A 12,421-nucleotide genomic window follows, 5' to 3' on the forward strand; every position below is an offset into this window, starting at 1 on the left:
AGACCAGACCCAACGTAAAAGGCACCGAATGGCGCAGCCTTACTGGCCACGCTCAATTTCTCGCTGCACCTGACTGAGTGATTTGGCCCACGGCCCCATCGCTTGTAGCGCTTTGGGCAGTGTTTCCACCGCATCACGCGCCATCTGAATGGTGGGGTAATTGCTGTAGGTGATGATGTACCACTCGACGTCGTTGCGCAGTGTCGGGTAAACATTCACTTGGCCTTGCAACTGATGCCGCTCAATGAACGTCTGCACTTCGGCCAGCGAGTTGACCGCCGCGAGTTGCAACGTGTAGCTGCGTGGCGACATCGCTTTCAGCTCGTCTCGGCCAAATGAGAACGTGATGGGCGACGACGGTGGCGTTTGCGCCTCCGCACTCGGTTGCTCTAACGCAGGCTGTGGTGCTTCTACCGCCGTTTGCAACGCGCCATCCGTCGTTTGTGCTGACGGCGCAGCGGCCACAACCTCATCCAGCACTTGGGTATTCGAAGGTTGCGCTTTGCCTTCCAGCAGCGCATCAACCACATCGGAGGTAATCACCACACGCTGTTGATCGCTGTCGGCTTGCCCCACGCCTTCAGTAGATTCTTTCACATCTGGCGGGAGTGCCGACGAGTCATCTTCCGCTTGATCAGGTTGCGAGCTGACCGTCGATAGCACCGAATCCATCTTGGTGGCCGCGCCGCTCGACACGCTCAACGTCGGAATGGCCGTTTGATCAGCCGTTTGTGTCAAACGCTGCGTTTTTTCATTTGGGGAAGGTTGCGAGAGCATCCACCAGTAACCGCCGCCGATCAGGAGCAACAGAATCAGCACCAGTAACGTAATCTTCAACGGCGAACCGATGATAGAACGAATCACAATGCGTTTTTCCATTTTCTGATCTGCGAGTGCCATAATCTCTCCCGGTAACGGTTTCACTTTCTTGTAGGCGTTACGCACCTGACGTTCCATCTCGTCTTCCACATAACGCATGACGCGCTGTTCAAACAGCCGGTCGGACTCATCTGGTGAAAGCGCCTCAATTTCGAGGTCCACCGGTTTCAAATCCTGGCCATAACTCAGGCGAGTCAGCAGTGCGTCCAAGCTGTTGGACTGCGCAAACAGCACAACGTTCACCGTCCAGCGCGGATTGCTTTGCGCTTCCAGCACCCACATCCACAATTCAGACACCATGGTGTCCGTGAGCAGATGGGCATCATCCACCACCACCACGATGTCGCAGCTGCTGTCTTCAAATAGGCGGGAGAAACTTTCGACCAAAGCATCTTTCGGATTGAACAGCGGCTCCGACACCAGTTGCGTCAACAACGTGGTGCGGCGCTGTTCGTCATCCTGATTCGGATGGCACATCAAGAGCGACTGGTTTTTATCGTCTGCCCAATGTTCCAGATAACGTTGAGCCAACCAGGATTTTCCGGCCCCCAACGGACCGACCACATTGACGAAGTTGGAGCCAAAGCGGGTCAGCAGCTGCAAGCGTTCAAGCAACTCGACCTGAGAATCCAACGTCAACTCATGTGCCAAACTCATGGAGATTCCTAATGACAATCAGTGGTCACACTGAAAAAATTCGCATTACACCGTACGGCAGTAGTCGATCGCCTGTTCAATCACCGCTTCCGGTACCCCTTTCACCACATCGGCGGTCCCAATGCTGGTCGGTAATACCAAGCGTAGCTCACCCGCCAGCACTTTTTTATCGCGCATCATGTGTTTCATGAAATCGTGGAACGACATGCTGTCTGGCGTATGCACCGGCAGATTGGCTTTTTGCAGAATCGCGAGAATGCGATCCAGTTGATCTTGAGAGATAAGCCCTTGAAGCTGAGCGGTTTTCGCCGCCATCACTGTGCCTGCTGCCACGGCTTCACCGTGTAGCCAATTACCATAACCCAGTTCCGCTTCGATCGCATGACCAAATGTATGACCTAGGTTCAACAACGCACGAATACCGGCTTCTTTTTCATCTTGCGCCACCACTTCCGCTTTGATCTGACAGCAACGTGCGATCGCATAAGAGAGCGCGTGCTTGTCCAGCGCATAGAGCGAGTCCATGTTCTGTTCCAGCCACACAAAGAAGTCGTGATCGTAAATGATGCCGTATTTGATCACTTCCGCCATCCCCGCGGCAAATTCGCGTTCAGGCAACGTCGACAAACAATCGGTGTCGATGATGACGGCTTTGGGTTGGTAGAATGCACCAATCATGTTTTTGCCCAGAGGGTGATTGACCGCGGTTTTTCCCCCAACGGACGAATCCACCTGAGACAGCAAGGTGGTCGGTATCTGAATGAAATCGACGCCACGTTGATAACATGCCGCAGCAAAGCCCACCAAGTCACCGATCACGCCACCACCGAGAGCAATAATCACCACATCGCGGCTGTAATTGTGCTCGAGCAGGTAGCTCATGACCCTATTGAAGGTATCGAGGCTTTTGTATTTTTCACCGTCAGGCAGTTCTAACACCGCAGACTGACAGCCTTTTTGATCGAGCAAAGCCGTGATCCGATCAGCATACAGCGGAGCCACTGTATGATTGGTGATGATCAGAACCTTTTGTTTTGCTGATAAAGAAAGAAGAGCCGGATCATTAAATAATCCGGCACCAATTGAGATTGGGTAGCTACGCTCATCTAAACTGACCGTAATCCGTTCCATGGTTCGTACTCCAAGTAAAAGAACAACTTAATGTTCTTCTAGCATTTTTACGATCTGGTTGGCTACCACTTTTGCACTTTGATCGTCTGTGCGTACCGTAATATCTGCAATTTCTTCATACAGAGGGTTACGCTCACCCGCGAGTGTTTCGAGCACTTCACGCGGATTGTCGGTTTGCAGCAACGGGCGTTTCTTGTCGCGGTTAGTGCGCGCCAGTTGTTTTTCAATGGTCGTTTCAAGGTAAACAACAATACCACGTGCAGATAGACGGTTGCGGTTCTCTTTGCTCTTCACAGAACCACCACCCGTGGCAAGAACAATACCTTGCTCTTCGGTGAGATCATTAATGACCGCTTCTTCGCGTTTGCGGAAGCCTTCTTCACCTTCGACGTCAAAGACCCATGCGATATCTGCACCTGTGCGCTCTTCAATCACTGTATCAGAGTCGACAAACTCCATATGCAGTTGTTGAGCCAGGTGTCTACCAATTGTGCTTTTGCCGGCGCCCATCGGGCCAACAAGGAAAATATTGCGTTTTTCAGCCATGTTTAGCAGTAATTTACAACGTTAATTCAATGACATCGCCACAAGGTTACGCCAGACAGCCGTCAGCGATAGGAATGCTTGTGGCACCTATTCCTCACAGATATTTCGTGATAAGACCCGAAATTATCTAGATATGGTGCCACTAATGCAACTTTAATTTTGTCTGCCTGACAATTATGACGATAAGTTACTGAATCACAACTTTCGGCGTGACGAAGATCAATAGCTCACTTTTCCCCATCTGTTCGTAGCTGCGACGGAACAGCGCGCCCAGTAATGGCAAGTCCCCAAGCAAGGGCACTTTGTCCACAGAACTGGTCACGCTGTGTTGAAAAATGCCGCCCAGCACCACGGTTTCACCGTTATTAACTAACACTTGGGTCCCAATACGCTGCGTGTTAATCGCCACCGCTTCGCCCGTGCCCGTTTTCACCACTTCACCCGGTCGGTCTTGGGTGACGCTCAAATCGAGCACCAAACGGTTGTCAGGCGTGATTTGCGGGGTCACTTTGAGGCTGAGGACCGCTTTTTTAAATGCCACGCTGGTTGCGCCACTGGAGGACGATTCGAGATAAGGGATTTCCGTCCCCTGTTCAATGTAAGCCGGCTGTTTGTTGGTGGTGATCAGCCTTGGGCTGGAAATAATTTCCGCTTTCGACTCGCGCTGCATCGCCGACAATTCAAGATCAAGTAAGGTGTCAGCGCCCAGCTTGGCGACTTGAAACGCAATACTGGATGCATTGGCGGAGGTGGCGGCAAGGTTCACATTGAGGAAATCATCAATCGCGGCGCCATCGCCTGAATCACTGCTGCCGTCATACAACCCAATGGCACCGAGATTACTTTCAATCGAGCCCCCGGTGGTGGTGCTCCCGTTGGTGGAACTAAAGCCCCAGCGCACGCCAAGCTCATCCAAATCGCCCTCATTCACCGTGACGATGCGCGCTTCGATTTGCACTTGTTTGACCGGAATGTCGAGTGAAGCCACGATGTCGCGGATCACGTGAATGTTGTCGGGCAGCTCGCGCAGTAGCAAGGCGTTGGTACGCTCATCAATACTGATGGAGCCACGCTCTGACAACATGTTCACCGCCCCATCGCCGCCAATCATCTGTGCAATGTCGGATGCCTTGGCGAAATTGATTTTGATGATTTCCGATTGCAGATCGCCCAGCTCTTCCGCCATGCGCGCTTTTTCCAATTGCTGCTGCTCGCGTCGGTCCAGCTCCTCTTTGGGCGCCACCAGAATGACGTTGCCATCGACCCGTTTGTCCAGCCCTTTGACTTGTAAAATGATATCCAGCACTTGTTGCCACGGCACGCCATCGAGGCGCAATGTCAAGTTGCCGCTGACGGAATCGGAGACCACCAAGTTGAACTGGTTGTAGTCGGCGATGAGCTGCAGCACGTTGCGCACGGGAATGTCTTGGAAGTTAATCGAAATCAGCTTGCCCTCTTTTTCTAAGACACTTTTCGGTTGCGGTTCTTGCGCACTGACTTTGCTGATCACCACCTCCAAGTAATTGCCTTTCAGGCTGTATTCGTAATTGAATGCCCCTTGCACCGTCGCCACCAGCACCGTGCTCGGTTGCTGGCGAAACACTTCGATGTTTTCCACCGCCGTGGCAAAATCGCGCACGTCCACCAAATACAGTTTGTCATCGCTAACATCGGTTTTAAGCAATTCGATCGTCAATCCTTGCTCCGTTTTCTGCACATCCACCACCGCAGAAGCCGACGCCAGTTCGACAATCAACACCGCCGCTTTGTCTTTATTGATGCGAAAGTCGATATTTTTCAGCTGATTGGCCGCCGCTTCCTGGGCTAATGTGGCGGCCGATAACAGCAGGCATACGCCCACAAACAGACAACGTATTCCCCAAGCCGTGGAGGCATTTAGTCCTTTAATCATAGTTATGTCTCTAAACTCAAAATTTTATTTCAAAGCCAATTTAACGTTGCGTTGGTTCCAACATCCCAATCCATCCGGCAGGGTCTCTTTGATCAGCAGATAATCGTCTGCCACGCGGGTCACCCGGCCGTTGTTTAATCCTAGGTACTGTCCTGCTTTAATTTTCATGACTGAACCTTGCGGCGTTTGCACCAACGCTGAAACGGCACCACCACTGCTCATCACGCCTTTCAGGTGCAATTGACTGAGCGGATAGCGCTCCAACACGCCACTTTTGTGCCGCGCCGTCGGTTGCCAACAGTTGGCTTTCACCACCGGTTGGTTTTGCACTAAGGCTTCTTGTGGCAGTACAAACGGCTCGCGACCCTGCTGCTGGGTGTAAGCAAACACCTCAAATTGCACCACGGGCGCCAGCACCGCGACATCGCGCTGAGCCTGCCGTTCCACCGTCGCTAGGTAATCCGTCAAGGACTCTTGATTGGCTTTGCAGCCGCCCAGAAGCGTCAGGAGCAAACACCCGCACCATTTACTGTTCATCACTGACCTCCGGTTTGAACTGATAGGTATAGGCGCGAACGCGGAAATGGAGCGTGCTGCTCTCTTGGCTGACGCGCTGCCAGTCAACGTCGTCAAAATTAATGATGCGCGGTAGACGCGCGATCGCTTCAGAAAAATCGCCGATGTCGTGATAATTACCGGTCAATTCGATATTGAGCGGCAGCCGATAGAGAAATTGCTGATTTTGCTTTTCTCCCCAGTCGATGCGAGTAAAGGTCAGACTGTTGTCGAGCCCCAACTCGTTCACCGACGCCAACATGCTGGCGAGCTCTTTTTGCACCGGCAACTGACGCAACAGGAAGTCGTACCGCTGTGCCAGTTCATCCAGCTGAATCTTGAGCTTCGGCAATGTCGCGACTTTGCTGGCTTTGATTCGAATCGTCGACTTCAGCGTTTGTTCTTGCTGCTTGCGTGCGGCCAATGTGTCTTGTTTAGGCTGCAAATAAAACCAGTATCCCGCGCCCTGCAACACCAACACCAGCAACACCAAAGCGACCAATTGAGCCACCAACGGCCATTCGCTGATTTCGTCCAGTTCCAGATCGTGTACGTTAGCCATGGGCACCTCCGGTATCAGCACTCACCGCTTGCTGCGACGAAGCGTGGAACAAGAACGACACTTTAAAACTCTGAAATTGCTTACCAAACCGACGGTTACCCGCCACAATCGAATGCATGCCGACCTCAGACAGTTGGTCGGATTTCTCCAAATTATCGAGCATGGTTGCCAGCCGCGCGGTGCTGTCGCTGATACCACTCAGCTCAATTTCCTGACCGTTCATTTTGATTTTGTCGACGTAGACGCCTTCCGGGATCAGTTGGGGCATCAAGTTCATGAACTCAGTGGTCTTGTTGCGTTTCTGCTGCAACGACTCCACCACCGACAAGCGGGTCAGCAGCGCTTTATGCTCTTGCTCAGTCACCTTCAGCGCCGCAATTTGGCTGTCTAAGTCACGAATGTGTTGGTTGAGAAAATCCAGCCGTTGCTGCTGCGCTTGCGTTTGACGGTCGATATACGCTCCTGCGCCCCATTGCAGTCCCAACGCGGCCAGCACCGCCAGCACACACAAACCGGCAAAACGGCGTTTATGGGCTTCGCGCCGCGCTTCTCGCCACGGCATTAAATTGATGTCATGCACCATGGTCACGCTCCAACCAGTTGAGTCCGCGCAGCGCCAAGCCGGCCGCCGTACTAAAGCGTTGCAGATCGTCAGGCACACGCGCTCGCATGCGGCGGCGCGTCACAAATCCCGTCAGCGGATGAAACAGTTCACACGGCAGATTCAGTCGCGCAGCCAAAGCCGCGCTGAGGCCTTCAGTCGTCGCCCCACCGCCCGACAGCCAAATCCCGCCCAGCGCTTGATGGCCCTGCAAGGACAACAGCAGTTGCACTTGGCGCGCAATTCGTTCAACTAGCTCATTGACTCCAGCCATCGGTGGCTCGCTCAGCGGCACAGGATGGGGCGTGGGGTCGGCATGCCATTGACGCGTTCCCAGCGGAATGTCTTTATAGAAGGGCGCTTTATCGGCGAAATTCATGCATAACGTGGTTTGCGTCAGCCCGACGTCCACCAGCATCCAATCGTCGCGCTGCTGCGCGCGACTCACCCATTGCCAAATCTGGAGCAACCCATGCACCTGCACATCGAGCAGCAGCGGCTCAAATCCCGCTTTGCTCGCCACCGCTAATCGGTTATCGACCACTTCGCGTCGCGTGGCGTACACTTGATACAGGGTATTGGTGCTGCGCCCGGCGGGGTTATCGCCGCTTGGTACGAAATCCAAACTCAGATCATCGATGGGAAACGGCGATTGATGGGAAAACGCCTGATAGACAGCAAATTCTTGTTCGCTGGCATCTAAATCGCTATCTATCTGTAATACCTTACTTATTACCGCGTTATCCGGCACAGCCAGCGCAACTTTGCGACTAAATAACGGTAATCCCTTTTTTAGTTCTTTGAGTTTCTTTACAATTTTCTGATAATCCAGCGTGTGGTTATCAGCGAAAATATCGTCGGATACGACTATTTCTTGGTAGCCGACCAGCGAATACGATTCGCCCTTCGGTTTTAAAACCACCGCTTTAATACTGTGGTGGCCGATATCGACACCTGTAACTAATGATTTACCCATGCCCACGTACTCCGGTGGCTACACGCAATGGCAGCACATTTATTTATGTGAAAAATAGTCACGCGACATTTTTAAGTGCTGCGTTTTTAGTCTAGAGTACAGGGGTTTGCATTAGGGCAGCCTCTACTAAACAGGGATTCTCCGGTGAAGTTCATAAAGCGTTTATTAGTATTTTCATTGATTTGCATTATTCTTGGAGTCACTACAATCTTTGGCTTCTACTTCTATGTGAAGTCTGATCTCCCAGATGTGGCGACACTGCGTGACGTGCAGTTGCAAACGCCAATGCAAGTTTTTAGTCAGGACGGCAAACTGATTGCTCAGTTTGGGGAAAAACGTCGTATTCCGCTGAAACTCGACGAAATGCCAAAAGAGCTGCTCGAAGCGGTCATCGCAACCGAAGACTCCCGTTTTTACGAACATTATGGTTTTGACCCCATCGGTATCACGCGCGCTGCATTTGCCGTGTTAGCTTCTGGCAGTGCGTCGCAAGGCGCCAGTACCATCACGCAACAGCTTGCGCGTAACTTCTTCCTCTCAAACGAGAAGAAGATCATGCGAAAAATCAAAGAGATTTTTATCGCCGTTCACATCGAACAACTGCTGACCAAAGACGAGATTCTTGAGCTCTACCTCAACAAGATTTACCTCGGCTACCGTTCTTACGGGGTTGGCGCTGCGGCTCAGGCCTACTTCGGCAAAGAAGTGAAAGACCTGACCTTGGGTGAAATTGCGATGATTGCTGGCTTGCCAAAAGCCCCATCCACCATGAACCCTATCTATTCCGTTGAGCGTGCGACGAACCGTCGAAACGTGGTGCTGCTGCGTATGCTCAACGAAAAATACATCACGCAGGCACAGTATGATGAAGCGCGCAACGAGCAACTCGACTCGCGTTTCCACGGCGCAGAAATTGAACTCAGCGCGCCTTACGTGGCTGAAATCGCTCGCGCTTGGATGATTGATCGTTACGGCGAAGATGCGTACACCTCCGGCATGAACGTCTACACCACGGTTGATTCCAAACTGCAACGGGCGGCCAACAAAGCAGCCCTCGATAACCTGCTGGCTTACGACGAACGCCACGGCTTCCGCGGCGCAGAAAAAGAGCTGTGGAAATCAGGACAAGCCGCTTGGGATGAAGAGAAAATCAGCAACCACCTGCGCAATGAACCGACGTACAACGACCTCTTCCCAGCTGTGGTGATGAAGGTTGACAGCAAGTCGGCCCAGGTGTGGGTGAAAAATACCGGTCTGCAAACCATCGCTTGGGATGACATGAACTGGGCACGTCGCTTCATTACGGATGAACGTCAAGGGCCAGTGCCTAACAAAGCAGCGGACATTTTGGCCGTCGGCGAACAAGTGTGGGTACGTCAGTTACACGACAGCGGCGCAGAGGAACAGCACTGGAAACTGAGCCAAGTACCGAATGCACAAACGGCCTTTGTGGCGATGAATCCAGAAAACGGCGCCGTACTGGCACTGGTGGGTGGCTTCAACTTCGTCCACAACAAATTTAACCGTGCGACTCAGTCGGTGCGCCAAGTGGGTTCGAGTATCAAACCGTTTATCTATTCGGCGGCATTGGACAAAGGGCTGACGCTGGCATCCCTGATCAACGACGCGCCCATCAACCAATGGGATGAGAGCCAAGGCACCGCATGGCGTCCAAAGAACTCACCACCAACTTACGCAGGCCCCACCCGCGTACGCATTGGTTTGGCACAATCGAAAAACGTCATGGCGGTACGGGTGCTGCGTGAAGTGGGCCTTGACGATGCGCGTCAGTACCTGACTCGTTTTGGCTTTAACCTCAACCAACTGCCCCGTTCCGAAACCATTGCACTGGGTGCAGGCAGTTTAACGCCGGTGAAAATGGCGCAAGGGTATTCCGTGTTTGCCAACGGCGGTTACTATGTGGAACCGTTCTACATCAGCAAAGTGGAAGGGCCTTACGGCGACGCTGAATTTGCGGCAACTCCGAAAGCGGTGTGCCACAGCGAGTGCACCACCACGCTGAGCAATGGCATTGAAGAGCAAGATGTCGATGCGCCATACGCCCCGAAAGTGATTTCCGAGCAGAACGCATTCTTGGTGCGCCAGATGATGTACAGCAACATCTGGGGCGGCGGAGACTGGCGTGAAGGCACCGGTTGGAACGGCACAGGTTGGCGCGCGCAAGCGTTGAAACGTCGTGATATCGGCGGTAAAACCGGGACCACCAACGATTCAAAAGATGCGTGGTACAACGGTTATGGTCCGGGCATTGTGGCCACCGCTTGGGTCGGCTTTGACGAGCACAGTCGCAACCTCGGTCGCACCACACCGAACCCAGCGATTGAAGACGATGTCTCCGGCGCTGAAGCAGGAGCCAAAACAGCGCAACCAGCTTGGATTGAATTTATGGGTCTGGCGTTAGATGGCGTGCCGTATCAAGAGCAAGCGATCCCCGACAACATCGTGCGCGTGCGTATCGATCGCGACAGTGGCCTGCTAACCAATAAGTTGGATTCCAGCTCCATGTTTGAATACTTCGTCAATGGCACTGAACCGAAAGAGTACATGACGGAATCAAGTACCAACAGCATCTACACCAGCGACGACAACGAATCGCTGTTCTGATGACAAGGACGAAAAAAGAGGCTGAAGAATCTTCAGCCTCTTTTTTTTAGCGCTCGTTTTTATTGATTGCGACGCTCGCCTATCGCTTAATGCAGTGTCGCGCTCAAACAACCTTGCATGGATGCCGCGAGGTTTTCAAATCGTTGACGCAGCGGCGAACCGGGACGGTAGACCAACACCAAACGACGTGATGGCACCGGATTGACCGCTTTGATGTAACACACGCCATCTTTCTCTTTTTCGCCCGGCAACGACAATTGTGGTAACAGCGTGATGCCAGCGCCCGCCGCCACCATATTGCGCAGCGTCTCTAAGCTGGTCGCTTTGAAACGTTCGTCATCTTTAGCGCCTGCCGCAAAACAGAACCCCAAGGCTTGATCACGCAAGCAGTGCCCATCGCCCAGCGCGAGCACGGTTTTTCCGTTCAGCTCCAGCATGTCGACTTCGTTGCGCCCCGCCCATTCGTGACCACACGGCACCGCGATGCTCATCGGTTCGTTGAAAATATCAATTTCTTTGAATGGCGCGGTCTCTTCAACCGAAGCCAACACCAAGCAATCGAGTTTTCCCTCTTCCAACTGACGCACCAGCTGATGCGTTTGCGCTTCGTGCAGGTAAAGCTCCAGCTCGGGAAAGCGCTCTTTCAACGTCGGCACAATGCGCGGCAGCAAATACGGCCCCAACGTTGGAATAAACCCGATATGCATCGGGCCTGTCATGGCACCACTTTGGCCGCTCGCCATGTCTTTGAAGGTTTTGACTTCACTCAGAATCCGCTTGGCCTGATCCACCAATTGCAATCCGGCATCTGTGAACAGGACTCGGCGACTGCTGCGCTCCAGAAGTACCGTTCCCAATTCATCTTCCAGCTTACGAATTTGACCACTTAAGGTAGGTTGACTGACAAAGCAAGCCTCTGCGGCTTTACGAAAATGTTTATGCTCAGCCAAGGCCACCAAGTATTCAAAATCTCGAATGTTCATTTTGTACCTCGATAGAATGCACCTATCAAAACCATAACATCAAACGATTAGAGCTATCAAAGTTTTTCTTCAATAATAGGCACAACTTAACGGGGCGCACCCATCCCCTTGAACTGAATTTCTCAAATTTATAAGGAAAAATCATGTTTGCATCAAAAGAAGGCCAAGCTGTACCACAAGTTACGTTTCCGATTCGTCAAGGCGATGCTTGGGTCAACGTGACCAGTGATGAGTTGTTCAAGGGCAAAACCGTCATCGTATTCAGTTTACCGGGCGCTTTCACACCCACGTGTTCATCCAGCCACCTGCCTCGCTACAACGAGCTGTTTCCGGTATTCAAGGAGCACGGCGTCGATAGCATTCTGTGTTTATCCGTCAACGACACCTTCGTGATGAATGCATGGAAACACGATCAGGAAGCAGAACACATTCAGTTCATTCCTGATGGCAACGGTGAGTTTACCGATGGCATGGGCTTGCTGGTTGATAAAAAAGAGCTCGGTTTTGGCAAACGTTCATGGCGCTACAGCATGCTGGTCAAAGATGGCATCATCGAGAAAATGTTCATTGAACCCAATGAGCCAGGTGACCCATTCAAAGTGTCAGACGCAGATACCATGCTGAATTACTTGGCCCCGGACTACAAGACGCAAGAGTCGATCACCGTCTTCACCAAACCCGGTTGCCCGTTCTGTGCCAAAGCCAAGCAGAACCTGATTGATGCTGGCCTGCAATACGAAGAAGTGATTCTGGGCAAAGATGCCACTAGCGTCAGCCTACGTGCCATTACCGGCCGCACCACAGTGCCACAAGTTTTCATCGGAGGACGCCACATTGGTGGCAGTGAAGAGTTAGAAGCGCACTTGCTCAACCGCTAATTTCATGCCGATAGCCCCTATTCAGGGGCTTTTTTTCGTCGCTCTATTGATGAGTTCGCATTGGCGTTTGGGTTGCGTATACTAACGGTGTCGTATCCAATCATCCCTGTGAGGCG

General features: G+C 52.4%; 11 protein-coding genes. 2 read left to right on the plus strand and 9 right to left on the minus strand.

The window, feature by feature from the left end; translation table 11 throughout:
• Positions 1 to 39: 39 nt before the first annotated feature.
• The 8 genes from ACS18Q_RS13385 to pilM all read right to left on the minus strand — a co-directional run bounded on the left by ACS18Q_RS13385 (position 40) and on the right by pilM (position 7,819).
• Positions 40 to 1,536: an SPOR domain-containing protein gene (locus tag ACS18Q_RS13385; RefSeq protein ID WP_441257153.1), complete on the minus strand. Its 1,497-nt coding sequence runs from the start codon at positions 1,534 to 1,536 to the stop codon at positions 40 to 42.
• Positions 1,537 to 1,581: 45 nt separating this feature from the next.
• Positions 1,582 to 2,667: a 3-dehydroquinate synthase gene (aroB, locus tag ACS18Q_RS13390; protein WP_441257154.1), complete on the minus strand. Its 1,086-nt coding sequence runs from the start codon at positions 2,665 to 2,667 to the stop codon at positions 1,582 to 1,584.
• 27 nt (positions 2,668 to 2,694) lie between these two features.
• Entirely contained in the window at positions 2,695 to 3,213 is a 519-nt protein-coding gene (aroK, locus tag ACS18Q_RS13395; protein ID WP_004728569.1) for a shikimate kinase AroK, read from the minus strand.
• A 187-nt stretch (positions 3,214 to 3,400) separates the two neighbouring features.
• A complete protein-coding gene (locus tag ACS18Q_RS13400; protein ID WP_004728568.1) occupies positions 3,401 to 5,125 on the minus strand; it encodes a type IV pilus secretin PilQ in 1,725 nt (574 codons plus the stop codon).
• A 24-nt stretch (positions 5,126 to 5,149) separates the two neighbouring features.
• On the minus strand, positions 5,150 to 5,662 hold the full coding sequence (locus ACS18Q_RS13405) for a pilus assembly protein PilP (protein ID WP_143680276.1): 513 nt from the start codon (positions 5,660 to 5,662) through the stop codon (positions 5,150 to 5,152).
• Positions 5,652 to 6,242, minus strand: coding sequence for a type 4a pilus biogenesis protein PilO (locus ACS18Q_RS13410; RefSeq protein ID WP_232658224.1), 591 nt, complete (start codon positions 6,240 to 6,242; stop codon positions 5,652 to 5,654). Before ACS18Q_RS13410 ends, ACS18Q_RS13405 begins: the two co-directional genes overlap by 11 nt.
• Complete coding sequence (locus ACS18Q_RS13415) at positions 6,235 to 6,825, minus strand: PilN domain-containing protein (RefSeq protein ID WP_441257155.1); 591 nt, start codon at positions 6,823 to 6,825, stop codon at positions 6,235 to 6,237. The genes ACS18Q_RS13410 and ACS18Q_RS13415 overlap by 8 nt, the downstream gene beginning before the upstream one ends.
• Entirely contained in the window at positions 6,815 to 7,819 is a 1,005-nt protein-coding gene (pilM, locus tag ACS18Q_RS13420) for a type IV pilus assembly protein PilM (protein WP_441257156.1), read from the minus strand. Before pilM ends, ACS18Q_RS13415 begins: the two co-directional genes overlap by 11 nt.
• A gap of 144 nt (positions 7,820 to 7,963) precedes the next feature.
• Here pilM and ACS18Q_RS13425 point away from each other — a divergent pair, with 144 nt between their 5' ends.
• Positions 7,964 to 10,444, plus strand: coding sequence for a penicillin-binding protein 1A (locus ACS18Q_RS13425; protein ID WP_038152617.1), 2,481 nt, complete (start codon positions 7,964 to 7,966; stop codon positions 10,442 to 10,444).
• An 86-nt stretch (positions 10,445 to 10,530) separates the two neighbouring features.
• On the opposite strand, the gene oxyR is transcribed toward ACS18Q_RS13425, so the two are convergent.
• On the minus strand, positions 10,531 to 11,427 hold the full coding sequence (gene oxyR, locus ACS18Q_RS13430; protein ID WP_014204332.1) for a DNA-binding transcriptional regulator OxyR: 897 nt from the start codon (positions 11,425 to 11,427) through the stop codon (positions 10,531 to 10,533).
• A gap of 143 nt (positions 11,428 to 11,570) precedes the next feature.
• On the opposite strand from oxyR, the gene ACS18Q_RS13435 reads away from it, so the two are divergent.
• Entirely contained in the window at positions 11,571 to 12,305 is a 735-nt protein-coding gene (locus ACS18Q_RS13435) for a glutathione peroxidase (RefSeq protein WP_004728561.1), read from the plus strand.
• Positions 12,306 to 12,421: the final 116 nt, after the last annotated feature.

The sequence above is a fragment of the Vibrio sp. Vf1514 genome, assembly GCF_052076135.1.
Lineage (GTDB): Bacteria > Pseudomonadota > Gammaproteobacteria > Enterobacterales > Vibrionaceae > Vibrio > Vibrio furnissii.

Coding starts and splice junctions, on each gene's coding strand:
- ACS18Q_RS13410 (WP_232658224.1), bottom strand. CDS start 6,242: ATGGCTAACGTACACGATCTGGAACTGGACGAAATCAGCGAATGGCCG.
- ACS18Q_RS13415 (WP_441257155.1), bottom strand. CDS start 6,825: ATGGTGCATGACATCAATTTAATGCCGTGGCGAGAAGCGCGGCGCGAA.
- ACS18Q_RS13385 (WP_441257153.1), bottom strand. CDS start 1,536: ATGAGTTTGGCACATGAGTTGACGTTGGATTCTCAGGTCGAGTTGCTT.
- ACS18Q_RS13405 (WP_143680276.1), bottom strand. CDS start 5,662: ATGAACAGTAAATGGTGCGGGTGTTTGCTCCTGACGCTTCTGGGCGGC.
- pilM (WP_441257156.1), bottom strand. CDS start 7,819: ATGGGTAAATCATTAGTTACAGGTGTCGATATCGGCCACCACAGTATT.
- ACS18Q_RS13435 (WP_004728561.1), top strand. CDS start 11,571: ATGTTTGCATCAAAAGAAGGCCAAGCTGTACCACAAGTTACGTTTCCG.
- ACS18Q_RS13400 (WP_004728568.1), bottom strand. CDS start 5,125: ATGATTAAAGGACTAAATGCCTCCACGGCTTGGGGAATACGTTGTCTG.
- aroK (WP_004728569.1), bottom strand. CDS start 3,213: ATGGCTGAAAAACGCAATATTTTCCTTGTTGGCCCGATGGGCGCCGGC.
- oxyR (WP_014204332.1), bottom strand. CDS start 11,427: ATGAACATTCGAGATTTTGAATACTTGGTGGCCTTGGCTGAGCATAAA.
- aroB (WP_441257154.1), bottom strand. CDS start 2,667: ATGGAACGGATTACGGTCAGTTTAGATGAGCGTAGCTACCCAATCTCA.